Origin of the sequence: Mesorhizobium sp. M8A.F.Ca.ET.202.01.1.1 (assembly GCF_004791595.1) — a bacterium.
Taxonomy (GTDB): Bacteria; Pseudomonadota; Alphaproteobacteria; order Rhizobiales; family Rhizobiaceae; genus Mesorhizobium.
The window spans coordinates 69,173-85,139 of record NZ_SRUN01000002.1 but is presented as its reverse complement, the minus strand read 5'-3'; the positions used below and the strand labels follow the sequence as shown (position 1 = coordinate 85,139).

The 15,967-nt window shown below is 62.9% G+C and carries 13 protein-coding genes; 9 read left to right on the top strand and 4 right to left on the bottom strand.

All coding sequences use genetic code 11. The features are described 5' to 3' along the window. Nucleotides 1–122 precede the first annotated feature (122 nt). The gene (locus EN845_RS05210) at nt 123–1,568 is read right to left on the bottom strand and encodes an XRE family transcriptional regulator (protein WP_127277026.1); all 1,446 of its coding nucleotides are present in this window, start codon (nt 1,566–1,568) and stop codon (nt 123–125) included. Between the two features lie 237 nt (nt 1,569–1,805). Between EN845_RS05210 and aceA the strand changes: the two genes are divergently transcribed. The 3 genes from aceA to EN845_RS05195 all read left to right on the top strand — a co-directional run bounded on the left by aceA (nt 1,806) and on the right by EN845_RS05195 (nt 4,082). Next, a complete protein-coding gene (gene aceA, locus EN845_RS05205) occupies nt 1,806–3,095 on the top strand; it encodes an isocitrate lyase (protein WP_127870858.1) in 1,290 nt (429 codons plus the stop codon). Between the two features lie 61 nt (nt 3,096–3,156). After that, nucleotides 3,157–3,399, top strand: coding sequence for a hypothetical protein (locus tag EN845_RS05200; RefSeq protein ID WP_023766759.1), 243 nt, complete (start codon nt 3,157–3,159; stop codon nt 3,397–3,399). A gap of 269 nt (nt 3,400–3,668) precedes the next feature. Then, the gene (locus EN845_RS05195) at nt 3,669–4,082 is read left to right on the top strand and encodes a response regulator (protein WP_245511636.1); all 414 of its coding nucleotides are present in this window, start codon (nt 3,669–3,671) and stop codon (nt 4,080–4,082) included. Nucleotides 4,083–4,155: 73 nt separating this feature from the next. Here EN845_RS05195 and EN845_RS05190 read toward each other — a convergent pair whose 3' ends face one another. Further along, nucleotides 4,156–4,872 carry an HAD family hydrolase gene (locus tag EN845_RS05190; RefSeq protein ID WP_127870856.1) on the bottom strand — a complete coding sequence of 239 codons (717 nt, stop codon included), beginning with the start codon at nt 4,870–4,872 and terminating at the stop codon, nt 4,156–4,158. Between the two features lie 148 nt (nt 4,873–5,020). Here EN845_RS05190 and EN845_RS05185 point away from each other — a divergent pair, with 148 nt between their 5' ends. From EN845_RS05185 to EN845_RS05175, 3 genes are all read left to right on the top strand, one after another. After that, nucleotides 5,021–6,457, top strand: a complete 1,437-nt coding sequence (locus EN845_RS05185; RefSeq protein WP_167531254.1) for a glutamine synthetase family protein — start codon at nt 5,021–5,023, stop codon at nt 6,455–6,457. A 6-nt stretch (nt 6,458–6,463) separates the two neighbouring features. Further along, nucleotides 6,464–7,750, top strand: coding sequence for an FAD-binding oxidoreductase (locus EN845_RS05180; RefSeq protein WP_127870855.1), 1,287 nt, complete (start codon nt 6,464–6,466; stop codon nt 7,748–7,750). Between the two features lie 385 nt (nt 7,751–8,135). Then, a complete protein-coding gene (locus EN845_RS05175) occupies nt 8,136–9,017 on the top strand; it encodes an SH3 domain-containing protein (RefSeq protein ID WP_127870854.1) in 882 nt (293 codons plus the stop codon). A 19-nt stretch (nt 9,018–9,036) separates the two neighbouring features. On the opposite strand, the gene EN845_RS05170 is transcribed toward EN845_RS05175, so the two are convergent. Then, complete coding sequence (locus tag EN845_RS05170; protein WP_127870853.1) at nt 9,037–9,783, bottom strand: SDR family oxidoreductase; 747 nt, start codon at nt 9,781–9,783, stop codon at nt 9,037–9,039. 310 nt (nt 9,784–10,093) lie between these two features. Between EN845_RS05170 and zwf the strand changes: the two genes are divergently transcribed. The 3 genes from zwf to edd all read left to right on the top strand — a co-directional run bounded on the left by zwf (nt 10,094) and on the right by edd (nt 14,161). Then, nucleotides 10,094–11,566 carry a glucose-6-phosphate dehydrogenase gene (gene zwf / locus EN845_RS05165; RefSeq protein ID WP_127870852.1) on the top strand — a complete coding sequence of 491 codons (1,473 nt, stop codon included), beginning with the start codon at nt 10,094–10,096 and terminating at the stop codon, nt 11,564–11,566. After that, the gene (gene pgl / locus EN845_RS05160; protein ID WP_127870851.1) at nt 11,548–12,264 is read left to right on the top strand and encodes a 6-phosphogluconolactonase; all 717 of its coding nucleotides are present in this window, start codon (nt 11,548–11,550) and stop codon (nt 12,262–12,264) included. Before zwf ends, pgl begins: the two co-directional genes overlap by 19 nt. Before the next feature lie 73 nt (nt 12,265–12,337). Next, nucleotides 12,338–14,161 carry a phosphogluconate dehydratase gene (gene edd, locus EN845_RS05155; RefSeq protein ID WP_127870850.1) on the top strand — a complete coding sequence of 608 codons (1,824 nt, stop codon included), beginning with the start codon at nt 12,338–12,340 and terminating at the stop codon, nt 14,159–14,161. Between the two features lie 66 nt (nt 14,162–14,227). Here the strand turns inward: edd and EN845_RS05150 are convergent, their stop codons facing one another. Beyond that, the gene (locus EN845_RS05150; RefSeq protein WP_127870849.1) at nt 14,228–15,892 is read right to left on the bottom strand and encodes a VWA domain-containing protein; all 1,665 of its coding nucleotides are present in this window, start codon (nt 15,890–15,892) and stop codon (nt 14,228–14,230) included. Between the last annotated feature and the right edge of the window lie 75 nt (nt 15,893–15,967).

Here is a 15,967-nt window from a genome sequence, read left to right as displayed (position 1 = left end):
AGCTTTTGTGGACGGGACGATGCGCAAGGGGCGACAAAAAACTGCTCTGTTCGCGTAACGCAAAGACTTGGGCCGCGGGTGATCCAGAGACCGGCGACGATTGTGGCACCTTTGCTGCAGCGTTACTGGAAATCGAACGCGCTCAGGCCGGTCACCATCTCGTCGAGGCCGAGCGGTCTGGTCACCGGCGGCTCTGCGCGCGCCAGGCAGCCGACACGCTCGCAAAGCCGGCAGGCCGGGCCGACTGGCGTCGCCGCGATGCCCGCCCCTACCTTTGCACCGACTGCCGTGCCGGGCAGGGCCGCACCATAGACCATGTCGTCGCGAAAGCCGATGTCGCAGCCGAGCAGCAGTGCCGTGCGGCGCGGGCGTTCGGAGAACGCTCCTTGCGGCCCCTCCAGGGTGCGGGCCATGCATAGGAACTCGGCGCCGTCGGGCATTTCCACCGCCTCGACGAAGATCTGGCCGGGCTGGGTGAAGGCGACATGCACGGGCAGCTTGGGACAGCCGCCGCCAAACCGGCTTTGCGGAAAGCCCTGGCTGCCGGCCTTGCGAAAGCGGTTTCCGGCATTGTCGACCTCCAGCATGAAGAAGGGCACGCCAGAAGCCCCTGGCCGCTGCAGCATGGTCAGCCGGTTTGCCGCCTGCTCGAAGGAAACGCCAAAGCGCGAGCGCAGGACGTCGATGTCGTAACGTGAGCGAATAGCCGCCGCGTGAAAGGGCTGATAGGGCATCATCAGCGCATGGGCGGCATAGCGGCCGAGTTCGAAGCGGGCAAGGCGGCGCGCCTCGTCCGTGGCCAGTCTCAGCGCCTGAATCTCGCCGGCGACCGCGACCGTCATGCGGATCAGGCAGGCCTCCATCGCGACTTCACGCAACTGGTCGAAAGGCGACAGGCGCTCGGAAAGGAACAGGCGCTGCGAATGGCGGTCGTAGCGACGGCGCCAGTTCGGCATGGTGGCGACCGGCAGAACCTTGACCACGATGCCGTATTCGCGCTTCAGCCATGCCTTCAAGGCGCCAGACAGGTCGTCACCGGGATCAAGCACCGAGGTGAACGCCTCGGCCTCTTCCTCGAGCGAGGAAAAATGGTTCGGTCGCCGCTCGAAAATCTCGTGCACCTCGTCGATCGGCAGGCGGGCGCCGGAGAGCGCGGTCGCCCGCCCTTCGCGCGCCAGAAGCTCGTTGAGGTCGGACAGCCGCTCGGCCTGCTCGCGATAGGCGCGGAACAGTTTTATCACCGCGGCGGAGGCATTGGGCGCCGCCTCGGCAAGCTCGATCAGTTCCTGGTCTCCCGGCAGTTCGCCGACAAGCAACGGATCGGAGAACACCTCCTTCAGGGCAGCGACCGAGCCCCTCGCCTCGCCCTGCAGCTCATGCGGATCGACCTTGTAGACGGAGGCCAGCTTCAGGATCAGTTGCACCGTCAGCGGCCGCTGGTTGCGCTCGATCAGATTGAGGTAGGACGGCGAGATGCCGAGCCCCTCGGCCATCGCCGTCTGGGTCAGGCCTTTGGCGCTGCGGATGCGGCGAATACGCGGCCCGGCGAAAATCTTCTGATCAGCCATCGACTATCCTTGACAAGATTTACACGATATCCGCCGCAATCCCAAAGCCGCTTTCCTTTACAGGATTGACAAATTTACAGTGCCTTCCTGTCAAACACAACACAGATTTTCTCTTATATCCGACCGGTTTTCCTAATTTTTCTGGCTCATCTCGCGCCGAAATGTAAATTCAGTCACATAGAAGCGCCCCCAACAAATTGGCGCGCAGACATCATCCAGAACCCTCCGGAGTGACCAATGACTGATTTTTACAACCTCGTTCCCTCGGCGCCTGAAGGTCGCTTCGACGGCATTGAACGCCCTTATTCGCCGGAGGACGTGAAGCGGCTGCGCGGTTCGGTGCAGATCAGGCAGAGCCTTGCCGAAATGGGGGCCAACCGGCTGTGGAAACTCATCCACGAGGACGACTTCGTCAACGCATTGGGCGCCATGTCCGGCAACCAGGCGATGCAGCAGGTGCGTGCCGGGCTGAAGGCGATCTATCTATCGGGCTGGCAGGTTGCCGCCGACGCGAACACTGCCTCGGCGATGTATCCCGACCAGTCGCTCTATCCGGCCAATGCGGCGCCCGAACTGGTCAAGCGCATCAACCGCACGCTGCAGCGCGCCGACCAGATCGAGACCTCCGAGGGCAAGGGGCTTTCTGTCGAGACCTGGTTCGCGCCGATCGTTGCCGACGCCGAAGCCGGCTTCGGCGGTCCGCTCAATGCCTTCGAGATCATGAAGGCATTCATCGAGGCGGGCGCCGCCGGCGTCCACTATGAGGACCAGCTGGCGTCGGAGAAGAAGTGCGGCCATCTCGGCGGCAAGGTGCTGATCCCGACCGCAGCGCACATCCGCAACCTCAACGCGGCGCGGCTCGCGGCCGACGTGATGGGCACACCCACACTGGTCGTGGCACGCACCGACGCGGAGGCGGCAAAGCTGCTCACCTCCGATATCGATGAGCGCGACCAGCCCTTCGTCGACTATGATGCCGGCCGCACGGTGGAAGGCTTCTACCAGGTCAGGAACGGGATCGAGCCTTGCATCGCACGGGCCATTGCTTACGCGCCCCACGCCGACCTGATCTGGTGCGAGACCTCGAAACCCGACCTGGCGCAGGCCAAGAAATTCGCCGAGGGTGTGCGCAGGCACCATCCGGGCAAGCTGCTCGCCTATAATTGCTCGCCGTCGTTCAACTGGAAGAAGAATCTCGACGACGCCACGATCGCCAAGTTCCAGCGGGAACTGGGCGCCATGGGCTACAAGTTCCAGTTCATCACGCTGGCCGGCTTCCACCAGCTCAACTACGGCATGTTCGAACTCGCCCGCGGCTACAAGGCGCGGCAGATGGCGGCCTATTCCGAGTTGCAGGAAGCGGAATTCGCCGCGGAAGCCAATGGCTATACCGCGACCAAGCACCAGCGGGAGGTCGGCACCGGCTATTTCGACGCCGTCTCGATGGCGATCACCGGGGGCCGGTCATCGACCACCGCCATGCATGAATCGACCGAGCACGCGCAGTTCAAGCCGGCAGCGGAGTGAGTTCGCAAAAAGACGACCAACAGAGGAACGCCCGAGAGGGCAAGGACATAGGAGAAGACCAATGGCATCGATAAGCCGTGTCAAGGAACGGGCGGAAGAGCAATCGACCACGATGAGCGTCGACCAGCAGGCGACGATCCGCATGCTGGCCAACGATCTGCACAGGCTGAACCAGTCGGTGATGAAGGCCGTCGAGGCGGGCGTCTCGGTGGAGCTCGTGCGCTCTGCAAGGCACCATGGCGGCGACGGCAATTGGGGCGATCTGCTGATCCCGGTGATCGTCACGCAGCAGAGCCACAGCTGATCGGAAATGGTCCAGGCGACCCTTCACCTGCGCAATGTATGCGCAGGTGAATTTTATTTTTACGTAACCAAGCCATGGACAGAGCAGTACAGTACTGTTGCTTGAATCCACTGTTGTGGAGAGTGCCATCCGGTTCTTTTATTTCAACTTGACATAGGGTCCGATCTCACGCCAATTGTCGCCCAGATTCAACTCTGCATTGAAATAGGGGCGAACTTCTTGGCCGACTTGGGTGCCCCGTGAAACGAGACGGCGAGACCGCAAAACATGTGAATCTGGTGACCCGGGATTCAAGTACCGAGACGATCCACGATCTCTCCCGGGTGCTTGTCGTCGGGAAGTCGCCGATCAACCGGGTCGTGGTATCGAAGATCGTCGAGCGATCCGGGCTCAGACCAATCTCGGAACCGCCTGATATCGCGGCGAAAACCTTGCGAACGCTGGTGCCGGGAGCGATTGTGCTCGACGGCGGCCCCGACAACAAGGATTGCGACAACCTGATGCCCGGCATCGAAAAATTGCGCCGGGCCTCGGGCAAATCGCTTCCTCCCGTGATCCTGCTTTCAACCAAGAACGGCACGCCGGAGAGCCTTGGCCTGGCGAATATCATCGATGCGGTGGTGGCCAAGCCGATCACGCCCGAACGGCTGCAACCGGTGATCGATCGTCTGATCAGCCGCTGAGGCAATTGCGGGAAAGTCGTGCAGCGGTTTTTCCCTCCGGAATTATGCAAAAAGCAAATAATCGAAGTCGCGATCAGCCCGGCTTCGCGATGCTTTCTATCAGTTCCGGCAATTGGCCGAGATCCGATATCTGGCGGAAACGCGGCTCGGCAACTGGCGCCTCGACGTGTTCGAGCACCCAGGTCAGTTCGTGTGGCACATGGACACCCCAGCCGCCGGCCTCGATGGCGGGCACCACGTCCGACTTCAGCGAATTGCCGACCATCATGCTCCTTGCCGGACCATCGCCATGGCGGTTGAAAAGGCGCGCATAAGTCGCGGCGGTCTTGTCGCTGACGATCTCGACGGCGTCGAACAGGTCGCCCAGACCGGAGCCGACCAGCTTGCGCTCCTGATCAAACAGATCGCCCTTGGTGATCAGGACGAGGCGGAAGGTGCCGGCGAGTTTCTCGACCGTCTCGCGTGCATGCGGCAACGGCTCGATCGGATGGCGCAGCATCTCGCGGCCGGCGTCCAGAATCTCCGCTATGACCGAAGCCGGTACGCGCCCGTCGGTGACCTCGATCGCCGTTTCGATCATCGAGAGCGTAAATCCCTTGATCCCGAAACCATAGATCGCAAGGTTGCGCCTCTCGGCCTCCAACAGCCGCGCCGATATCTGCTTTTCCTCGCCATGATCGGCCAGCATGGCGGCAAAGCGCTTTTCTGTCGTGCGGAAGAATTGTTCGTTCTGCCAAAGCGTGTCGTCGGCATCAAAGCCGATTGTGGTCAGTTCGCTGCTGGTTCGCATCGCCGGCTTCTCGATTGCGGGAAGGCGCCAAACCTAAGCCGACCGGCAGGCGGTTTTCAACCTGCACCGGCAATTGCCGGCGGCGGCTCCCCTTCCCTTCCATCACGCGGCACGGCTATACTCCGAAATCCGCAACCCAATCTGGTGAATGATGCCGCCTGCAAAAAAGGAAGTCCGTCCGTCGAGCCGCGGAGGACGGGCGCGCACGCCTGCCTTTGTGAAAAACCTGCGTGGTGTGAAGAACTGGAAGGAAGTCAGCGATTGGCTGGAATGGCGCGGCATCGAGGATATCGAATGCATCACGCCTGATCAGGCCGGCGTGGCGCGCGGCAAGATGATGCCGTCGAAGAAATTCACCTCCAACACCTCACTGGCGCTGCCCTCGGCCGTCTTCATGACGACGATTTCCGGCGGCTATCCAGAGGACGGCAACGGCTTCCACTATCCGGAAGACGACGGCGACCTCAAGCTGATGCCGGACCTGTCGACGCTGACAGTAGTGCCATGGGAAGAAGACCCGACGGCGGCCGTCATCTGCGACCTCGTCCACCAGGATGGTCGCTCGGTCGAGTTCACGCCGCGCAATGTGCTGAAGCGCGTCATTGCCGCCTACGACAGACTTGGGTTGAAGCCGGTCGTCGCGCCCGAGATCGAGTTCTACCTCGTGCGCAAGAATCCAGACCCGGACTATCCGTTGACCCCGCCCGTCGGCCGCTCCGGGCGCGCGATCGGCGGCGGCGCCGGCTATTCGATCGCCGGCGTCAACGAGTTCGACGAACTGATCGACGACATCTACCATTTCTCCGAAAGCCAGGGGCTGGAGATCGACACGCTCATCCACGAAGAGGGCGCCGGCCAGCTCGAGATCAATCTGCGCCATGGCGACCCGGTCGAACTTGCCGACCAGGTGTTCATGTTCAAGCGCACCATCCGTGAGGCGGCTCTCAAGCACGAGATCTACGCGACCTTCATGGCCAAGCCGATCCAGGGCCAACCGGGCTCGGCCATGCATATCCACCAGTCGATCATCGACAAGAAGACGGGCAGGAACATCTTTTCGGCCGAGGATGGTTCCGAAACCGAGGATTTTTTCCATTTCATCGGCGGCATGCAGAAGCACGTGCCGAACGCGTTGGTAATGTTCGCGCCCTACGTGAATTCCTACCGGCGGCTGACGCAGGCGGCATCGGCTCCCGTCAACAACAAATGGGGCTACGACAACCGCACCACGGCGTTCCGCGTGCCGCGTTCGGACCCCGCGGCGCGGCGCGTCGAGAACCGCATTCCGTCCTCCGACGCCAATCCCTACCTGGCACTTGCAGCCTCGCTCGCCTGCGGGCTGATCGGCATCACCAGGAAGATCAAGGCCGAGCCACCGGTGCTGACGACCGCCAACGCCGACGAGATCGACCTGCCGCGCAGCCTGCTCGAAGCGGTCGACCTGTTCGAAGGCGACGAGGAACTCTGCGCGTTGCTGGGCAAGTCCTTCGCCGCCACCTATGCGGCGATCAAACGTGCGGAATTCGAAACGTTCATGGAAGTGATCAGTCCGTGGGAGCGGGAGTATTTGTTGCTCAACGTCTGACCAGTCATGAACTATCAATCCCCAATTTCTCCTGGTCGCTCCTGGTATGAGGACACGGCCGGCCCACGGCCTGAATATCCGGTGCTCGATGGCGACCGGACCTGCGATGTCGTCATCATCGGTGGCGGCTTTACCGGCCTGTCGGCAGCGGTTCATTTGGCCAAGGCCGGAGCGGACGTGGTGCTGATCGAGGCGCATCGCTTCGGCGATGGCGCTTCCGGGCGCAATGGCGGCCAGCTCGGCACCGGCCAACGCGCCTGGGCGGAGGATCTCGAGGCCGAATATGGCCTTTCCCGCGCCAAGGCGCTGTTCGATCTTGCCGAAGAGGCCAAAGCCCACCTGCTCGAATTCGCCGCCATCAACCAGATCGATATCGACTACATGCCGGGCCAGCTTTCGGTTGCGCACAAGCCGCGCTATGTCGACGACTACAAGGCGCATGCCGAAATCATGGCCGGCCGTTTCTCCTACCCGCACATCTCATTCATGGATGCGAAGGAGACCGCGGAGCGGCTGGGTTCGAGCGCCTATTTCGGCGGCACGCGCGACACCGGCACCGGCCATATCCACCCGATGAAACTGGTGATCGGCACGGCGCGGGTAGCGGCACAAGCCGGCGCGCACCTGTTCGAAGGGACGCCATCAACCGGCATCATCTCCGCCGGCGGCAAGGTCAGGGTTTCCACGCCCAGAGGTACGGTGACGGCGGAGAAATGCCTGATCGCGGTCAATGCCTATGGCGGAACGCTCGAGCCGGTGAGTGCCGCGCACATCATGCCGATAGGATCCTTCATCGGCGCGACCGTGCCGCTGGGGTCGGAGTCGAAAGTGCTGCCAGGGGGCGAATCGGTCGACGATTCCCGTTTCGTCGTGCGCTATTTCCGCAAATCCCGGGATGGCCGGCTGCTGTTCGGCGGACGCGAGGTCTATGGCGTCAACGATCCAAAGGATATCCACATCCATATTCGCCGTCAGATCGCAGAGCTCTATCCGGCGCTGAGCGATGTCGAGATCACCCATGGCTGGGGCGGTTATGTCGGCATCACGGTGCCGAGAAAGCCGTTCGTGCGCGAAGTGATGCCGAATGTGATCTCGGCCGGCGGCTATTCGGGTCACGGCGTGATGCTGTCCAACTTCTTCGGCAAACTCTATGCCGAAACCGTCACAGGTAACCGCGACCGGCTGAAGCTGATCGAGGACCTGAAAATTCCGCCCTTTCCTGGCGGCCGCCGGTTCCGAGCGCCGCTGCTTTTCCTGGCGCTCAACTGGTTCGCGCTGCGCGACAGGATTTAATGCGTCGCGCAAAAGTGCCCTCGCCCAGGACGAACGACGAGCATCAAAACAGATCTAAAGTGCGTTGTTATAAGTCCGGTTCGAGGCGACGTGCTTCAGGCAGGGATCGGATCGCCCTCATCTGATGCGATCACGATCTCATGTAATATTGTAATATCCATGTAACATTTGTTGCCCGGGCGACACATTGCGGAATTGCCGGCGAAGGCGCAGAATCCTCGGTAATGGCGTACTGATGCCACAATCGCGGACGAAAGGTCCGCATCTGGGCGATTGTTCGGGGATTGTTGCGGGCCTGCCCGCGTTTTGGGACCGATGCTGATCGAACGCACGATTTGCGAGATTTGATCGAAAGAACACCGGCCCGCTTATGGAGGTGGCAAGAGTGAGAGAGCCCTTCAGTTTCGGTGCTCCGGAACGTCGGCGCTTTGCCATGCAGTTCGGCTATGACATGCGCCCGTCATTCTGGCAGGGTGTCCGTTCGAACTCGCACCTGGTCATTGCCGCGGTCGGCACCGCCGCACTGCTTGGCGTTGCCGCGGTTGCACTCTGGCTGGCATTGCCGACCAGCGAGAGGCAAGCGGCCGCCAGCCCCGAGCAGAGCATTCCGGCCATTCCAGTGAAGACGACGAAAGTTTCCCCTTCGGGGACTACGGTCACCGCAGCTGCCGTGACACCGCAGGCGGAGCGCAAGTCCAGCCAGGTGTCACCGATCATGGCAGCGGCGGCGGGCAACATACAAGCGCTTGCGGCCAATGATCCCCGCTGGACCGGGGCACAGTCAAAGGCTGCCGCCGCGGCAGCTGATCCCGATCAAGCGGCTGCCCCCAGCCAGATAGCCAAGCAGCCCGAGCCGTTGCCTGACAAAACAGCGGCATTCGCCCAATCGTCTACCGATACCGATGCCACCGACGAGCTTGCCAAGGTCGCAGCGCCGAGCCCGCCTGCGAACAGCAGCAATCCCGATGGCGCGCAGACCGCCGGCATTCCGGAGACGCAGCCGCAAGTACCGGAACAAAAACCTGCAAATGCACAAGGCGAAGATAACGCAGCCAAGGCGAAGCCGCGCAAGGTGGCTGCGGCGGGCAGCGGCCGTATTCTCAGGACTGTCACCATGCGCAGTGCTCCGAAGAAGGGCGCAGCCTCCATGGGCACGGTGCCTGCCCGGACTTCAGTGCAACTGATGGGCTGCAAGCAGTGGTGCGAGATCGTCTACAATGGCAAGCACGGCTGGGTGTACAAGAGCTACGTCAAGCCCGACGCGTAATATCCGACGATCGCCGCATTCAGATGCAGCGCCCGCCATCGACTTCCAGCGCCACGCCGGTGATGAAGGCGGCCTCGTCCGAGGCCAGCCATAGAGCCGCATTGGCGATATCGAGCGGGGTCGACAGCCGGCCGAGCGGAATCGAGGCGCGGAATGTCTCGCGGATTTCGGGCGTATCGGCGCCCATGAATTTCTCCAGCATGCCGGTCTCGCCGGCGACCGGGCAGAGGCAGTTGACGCGGATATTTTTGGGCGCGAGTTCCACTGCCATCGATTTGGTGGCGGTGATCGCCCAGCCCTTCGAGGCATTGTACCAGGTGAGGCCAGGCCGTGGCCGCAGGCCCGCGGTGGACGCCGTGGTCAGGATGACGCCGCCGCCCTGCCGCTCCATGATCGGTATGACGGCAAGGGCGGCGTGATAGATCGCCTTCATGTTGACTGAGGTGATCAGGTCGAAGGTTTCCTCGTCGACCTTGAGCATATCGCCGTTGCGATGGGTGAACCCGGCATTGTTGACCATGATGTCGATGCGGCCGAAGGCGCTTTTGGCCGCATAGACCATCTCGTCGAACTCGGAGCGCAACGAAACATCGGTCTGCGTCCAGATCGCCGCCGCGCCGATCTCGCCGGCGACACGTTCCGCCCCCTTGGCGTTGAGATCGGCAACGACGACCCTGGCGCCCTCTTGCGCAAAGCGCTTGGCCATGCCTTCGCCGAAGCCGGATGCCGCACCGGTGATAATGGCGACCTTGTTTTCCAGACGCATGCGTCTACCGCTCCTTGGGTTCATCGCGCAGCCTGCACGAAAGAGCTGACAGCCCGGCCGGTGCCGCGACGGGATACAGCCCGATTTCTCCCTTAGCTTTCGTCACATTCACGTTCTATGCTGCAACTGCGAAAGCTTCCGGAGTCTTCGTTCACGACAAGCCTCCCGGCGGCGCCAGTGTCAAGCGCACAGGTGGATCCAATCAATATCCAGCGATTGGTCCTCGATGTGACACCATGGCACTGGAAAATTTAAATCGATTAGAATATATCAGCCGCGTACTCGCGACCGGCGTCAAAGCGGACAGACCATGACCAGCCAGATTATCCCCGTCGACCCTTTCGACTTCATTATCTTCGGTGGTACCGGCGACCTGTCGGAGCGCAAGCTGCTGCCGTCGCTCTACTACCGCCAGCGCGACCATCAGTTCTCGGAGCCGACGCGCATCATCGGCACGTCGCGCTCGAAGATGAGCGACGAGGAGTTCCGGGCCTTCGCCAAGCAGGCCATTTCGGACCACGTCAAGCCGGCCGATATCGATGCCAAGGAGTTGAAGACCTTCCTGGCACGGCTTTCCTACGTCCCGGCCGATGCGACGAGCGGCGCCGGCTTCGACAAGCTGAAAAAGGCGATCGGCGAAAGCGACCACATCCGCGCCTTCTACCTGGCCGTGGCGCCGGCGCTGTTCGGCGACATCTCGCACAAGCTCAAAGAGCACAATCTGATCACGCCGAATTCGCGCATCGTGCTGGAGAAGCCGATCGGCCGCGACCTGGCCTCGGCGCGGGCGCTCAACGATCTCGTCGGCGACGACTTCCACGAAAGCCAGATCTTCCGCATCGACCACTATCTCGGCAAGGAGACGGTGCAGAACCTGATGGCGCTGCGCTTTGCCAATGCGCTCTACGAACCGCTGTGGAACTCGGCCCATATCGACCACGTGCAGATCACCGTCGCCGAGACCGTCGGCCTGGAAGATCGCGTCACCTATTATGACAAGGCCGGTGCGCTGCGCGACATGGTGCAGAACCACATGCTGCAGCTGCTTTGCCTCGTCGCCATGGAGGCGCCGTCGTCGATGGACGCCGACGCCGTGCGCGACGAGAAGCTGAAGGTGTTGCGGGCGCTGAAGCGCATCAACGGCAACGAGGCGCCCAAGCACACCGTGCGTGGTCAGTATCGTGCCGGTGCGTCGGCCGGCGGACCGGTGAAAGGTTATGTCGAGGAGCTCGGCAAGGACAGCAACACCGAGACCTTCGTCGCCATCAAGGCCGAGATCGGGACCTGGCGCTGGGCCGGCGTTCCCTTCTATCTCAGGACCGGAAAGCGGCTGGCGACCCGAGTTTCGGAAATCGTCATCGAGTTCAAGCCGATCCCGCATTCGATCTTCGGCGACAGCGGCGCGGGGCCGATCTTCGCCAACCAGTTGGTCATCCGGCTGCAGCCGGACGAAGGCGTCAAGCAGTTCATCATGATCAAGGATCCTGGCCCGGGTGGCATGCGGCTGCGCCAGATCTCGCTCGACATGAGCTTCGCGCAGTCTTTCGACGGCCGCGCGCCCGACGCCTATGAACGACTGATCATGGATGTCATCCGCGGCAACCAGACGCTGTTCATGCGTCGCGACGAGGTGGAAGCCGCCTGGAAGTGGATCGACCCGATCCAGAATGCCTGGGAAGGCGCCAAGCAGGAAGCACAGGGCTATACGGCAGGCACATGGGGGCCGTCGGCCTCGATAGCGCTGATCGAACGTGACGGGCGGACATGGCACGAGAGCAATTGAACAGCGCCAGCTACAACTGGAATGCCTTTCCCGACCGTCCGCAACTGGCCTCGGCGCTGGCTGCGAAGGTGGCCGATCGCCTCACCAAGGCGATCGCCGGGCGCGGCACGGCGGTGCTCGCTGTCTCCGGCGGCACGACGCCGGCAAAGTTCTTTGCCGCGCTCTCCACGGCGCCGATCGCCTGGGACAAGGTGATCGTGACGCTGGTCGACGAACGCTTCGTGCCGGCCTCCTCGCCGCGATCCAATGCCGGGCTGGTTACCGCAAACCTGCTGCAGAACGCGGCCAAGGCAGCCCGTTTCGTTCCGCTCTACCACGAGGCATCAGGCATCGAGGATGCCGCGGCTTCCGATGATGCGGCATTGCGATCCCTGCCCTGGCCGCTCGATGTCGTGGTGCTCGGCATGGGACCGGACGGCCACACCGCCTCGTTCTTTCCCGACGCCGACGATCTGCCGAAGCTGCTCGACCCGGCGTCCGACAGGATGATCCTGCCGGTCCATGCCAAAAGCGCTGGTGAGCCGCGGCTGACCCTGACGCTCGCCCGCATCATCGATGCGGGTTTCCTCGCCTTGCACATAGAGGGCGAGGAGAAGCGCATCGCCTTCGACAACGCTGTCGCGCCCGGACCGCGCAAGCCGATCCGCGCCGTGCTCGACGCATCGCCCAGGCCCGTGGAGGTTTTCTGGGCGCCCTGACTTCAAGTTTACAAGTGGTCCCGGCAACGGCGGGAGGATGTTTCCGGGACCTCGCCTGAAAGGACCTGATGCCATGACCGCAAGACGCGACATCGAAGCCATCACCGAGCGGATTCGCCAGCGCTCCAAACCGAGCCGCGAACGCTACCTCAGCCGAATCGCCGAAGCGTCGAACCAGACCGCCAACCGGTCGGTGCTGTCCTGCGGCAACCTCGCCCACGGCTTTGCGGTGTGCAGCCCCTCGGAAAAGCTGGCGCTGGGCGCCGACAAGGTGCCCAATCTCGGCATCATCACCTCCTACAACGACATGCTGTCGGCGCATCAGCCCTTCGAGAGCTTCCCCGCCCTGATCAAGGAGGCCGCGCGCGAAGCCGGTGGCATCGCCCAGGTCGCCGGCGGCGTGCCGGCGATGTGCGATGGCGTGACACAAGGCCAGCCGGGCATGGAGCTGTCGCTGTTCTCGCGCGACGTGATCGCCATGGCGGCCGCGATCGGCCTGTCGCACAACATGTTCGACGCCGCCGTCTATCTCGGCGTGTGTGACAAGATCGTGCCGGGACTGGTGATCGCCGCGCTCACCTTCGGCCATCTGCCGGCGGTTTTCATTCCGGCCGGCCCGATGACGACAGGCCTGCCCAACGATGAGAAGGCCAAGGTCCGCCAGCTCTATGCCGAGGGCAAGGCAGGACGGGCCGAACTGCTGGAAGCCGAGTCCAAATCGTACCATGGGCCGGGCACCTGCACCTTCTACGGCACGGCCAATTCCAACCAGATGCTGATGGAGATCATGGGCCTGCACACGCCGGGTGCGTCCTTCGTCAATCCAGGCACGCCGTTGCGCGATGCCTTGACCCGCGAGGCGACGAAGCGGGCGCTGGCGATCACCGCGCTTGGCAATGCCTATACGCCTGTCGGGCGGATGATCGACGAACGCTCGTTCGTCAACGGCGTCGTCGGCCTGCACGCCACCGGCGGGTCCACCAACCACACCATCCACCTGATCGCCATGGCGGCGGCCGCCGGCATCGCGCTGACCTGGCAGGATATTTCCGATCTTTCGGAGGCAGTGCCGCTGCTGGCACGGGTCTATCCGAACGGGCTGGCCGACGTGAACCATTTCCATGCCGCGGGCGGGCTCGGCTTCCTGATCCGCGAGCTGCTCGACGAAGGCGTTCTGCACGAGGATGTGCAGACGGTGTGGGGCGAAGGCCTGCGGCCATATGCGGTCGAGGCAAAGCTCGGCGCCGACGGCAGCGTGGTGCGCGAGGCGTCACCGCGTGCCAGCGGCGACGAAAAGGTGCTGGCGCCGTTCAACAAGGCGTTCCAGCCGACCGGCGGCTTGAAAGTGCTGTCGGGCAATCTCGGCCACGCGGTCATCAAGACTTCGGCCGTCAAGCCGGAGCGACGTCTCATCGAGGCGCCGGCCAAGGTGTTCGACAGCCAGCAGGGACTGAACAACGCCTTCAAGGCCGGCACGCTCACCGGTGATTTCATCGCCGTCATCCGCTTCCAGGGGCCGAAGGCCAACGGCATGCCGGAACTGCACAAGCTGACCACCGTGCTCGGCATCCTGCAGGATCGCGGCCAGCGTGTCGCGCTGGTCACCGACGGGCGCATGTCGGGCGCTTCCGGCAAGGTGCCGGCGGCGATCCATGTGACGCCGGAAGCGGTCGAGGACGGGCCGATCGCGCGGATCCATGACGGCGACATCATCCGCCTCGACGCCGATGCCGGCACGCTGGAGGTGCTGGTGCCAGGGACCGAATTCGCGCTGCGCCGCACGGCCGAGGCCGACCTGATCGGCAATGAATTCGGTTTCGGCCGCGAGCTGTTCGCTGGTTTCCGCCAATTGGTGGGCCGCGCCGACCACGGCGCCAGCGCCTTCGGCACCGCCTGACGCGTTATGTGCGGCATGAAAAGGGCGGCTCATGGCCGCCCTTTTTTCGGGTCGAAATCGCAATCCTTATTGCACCGTCAGTTCAACCCGCTCTCCAGCCTTCACGGTCACGGTGCCTTCCTTCTTGCTGTTGTCCGGCTTCTCCGAGACCACCGCGTAATCGCCCGCCGCTATCGCGGCCTGATACTTCTCGTCATAGGCGTAGCCGATCGACTTGCGATTGCCATTGATGTCCTTCCTGGTCTCGAAAATCTCGATCTTGGAGGTGCCGGGCGCCGTGATTGCCAGCACGCCGGCATTCATGGCGACCTTGAGGTCCTGGAACTCGCCGACCTTGACGCTGAAAGGCTGTTCCATGACTGCGAGGTCAACCGTCGCGATCAACACATAGTCGTCGGGCGGCAAATCGAACTTGCTGTCGGGGCCATAGGCATACGTGACCTCGTCGCGGGTGCCATCGATCTTCTTCTTGGCCTTGAGCACCTTGAAGCCGACGCCTGAACCATCGGCCTTGTCGCCGCCGGCCGCATAATAGGCGTTGGCAACGACATGGCCGACGCCAACGATGATGTCCTTGTCTATCACCCGGCCGGCAGCGAGCGGGATCGTTTCGGTGACCGCGCCCTGTCCGATCGTGACGGTCACTTTCTGGTCGCCGGCCGGCAACACGGCTTTCGTGTCTCCATAATAGGTCGGGGGGTTGTCGGCCCCCGGATAGGCGATCACGACAGCCGCCCCGCTGGCCACATCGGCACCTTGGCTGGGACGCGGATGCAGGATGAGCGTGCCGGCATTCAAGGTGAACTGCGGCTTGTAGACCTGGCCTGCCTCGATCTTGATCTTCTGCTCCACCTTGGCCTCGCCGTCGCGCGCGACGATGACGTAGTCGCCGGGTTCCAGATTGGCTTTGTACTTGCCGTATTCGGTGGTGATGTTGTCGCCGCGCGTGCCGTCCGATTTGGCCTTGTAAACTTCCCAGGCATTGCCGTCAGTGACGGGATCGCCGCCCTCGGCCAGCACCACGGTCGGCATGAAATTGAACTCGGGCTTGGCCGGCTCCGGCGCTGGTGCCGGAGCGGGGGCCGGTGCCGGCTCGGGCGCCGGTGCCGGCGCTGCGACGGTCTCGACCAGCGCTTCCTGCAGCGCCTTCTCGTCGGAAGCCTGGATGTATTTGCCGCCGGTGCTGTCGGCGAGGCAGGCAATCTGCTTGCCTTCGTCGGCGGTCAGGCCGAAGCCGACGACGTCGGCGGTGAAATCGACGCCGGAGGCTTCGAGTTCCTTGCCAAGCGCACAGGGGTCGCCGCCGCAGGTTTCGAGCCCATCGGTGATGAGGACGACCGTCGCCTTGTCCTCGGTGTATTTCAGCGCTTCGGCCGCCTGCTTGACGGCTGCCGTCAGCGGCGTCTTGCCGAGGAATTTCATACTGTCGGCGGCTGCCGAGATGGCGCTTGCCGAGCCAGCCTGAGGCGGCACGATGAGCTGGATGTCGTCGCAGCTGCCCTTCTCGCGATGGCCATAGGCCATAAAGCCGATCTCGTCGTCTGCGGGAACCGATTGAAGCACGGTCCTCAGTGATTCACGGGCGATTTCCAGCTTGGGCTTGCCATCGATCTGCGCCCACATCGATCCCGACGCGTCGAGGATGATGATGACCTTGTTGGCGGCAAAGCCGAATGTCGTCATCGACAAAAGGAGGATCGCCGCAGCGACGCTCCGTGCAAGTCCCGCCATCGAAATCTCCTGAGTTAGCCCCCTCGTCGGCACGTGAAAGCTATTTGACGGGGCGTCGGGACACAAGCCCGCAGG

Bases quoted from the DNA above. Each gene is read 5' to 3' on its own strand.
- aceA (WP_127870858.1), top strand. From the start codon at position 1,806: ATGACTGATTTTTACAACCTCGTTCCCTCGGCGCCTGAAGGTCGCTTC.
- edd (WP_127870850.1), top strand. From the start codon at position 12,338: ATGACCGCAAGACGCGACATCGAAGCCATCACCGAGCGGATTCGCCAG.
- zwf (WP_127870852.1), top strand. From the start codon at position 10,094: ATGACCAGCCAGATTATCCCCGTCGACCCTTTCGACTTCATTATCTTC.
- EN845_RS05210 (WP_127277026.1), bottom strand. From the start codon at position 1,568: ATGGCTGATCAGAAGATTTTCGCCGGGCCGCGTATTCGCCGCATCCGC.
- EN845_RS05200 (WP_023766759.1), top strand. From the start codon at position 3,157: ATGGCATCGATAAGCCGTGTCAAGGAACGGGCGGAAGAGCAATCGACC.
- EN845_RS05150 (WP_127870849.1), bottom strand. From the start codon at position 15,892: ATGGCGGGACTTGCACGGAGCGTCGCTGCGGCGATCCTCCTTTTGTCG.
- EN845_RS05170 (WP_127870853.1), bottom strand. From the start codon at position 9,783: ATGCGTCTGGAAAACAAGGTCGCCATTATCACCGGTGCGGCATCCGGC.
- EN845_RS05190 (WP_127870856.1), bottom strand. From the start codon at position 4,872: ATGCGAACCAGCAGCGAACTGACCACAATCGGCTTTGATGCCGACGAC.
- EN845_RS05180 (WP_127870855.1), top strand. From the start codon at position 6,464: ATGAACTATCAATCCCCAATTTCTCCTGGTCGCTCCTGGTATGAGGAC.
- EN845_RS05185 (WP_167531254.1), top strand. From the start codon at position 5,021: ATGATGCCGCCTGCAAAAAAGGAAGTCCGTCCGTCGAGCCGCGGAGGA.
- pgl (WP_127870851.1), top strand. From the start codon at position 11,548: ATGGCACGAGAGCAATTGAACAGCGCCAGCTACAACTGGAATGCCTTT.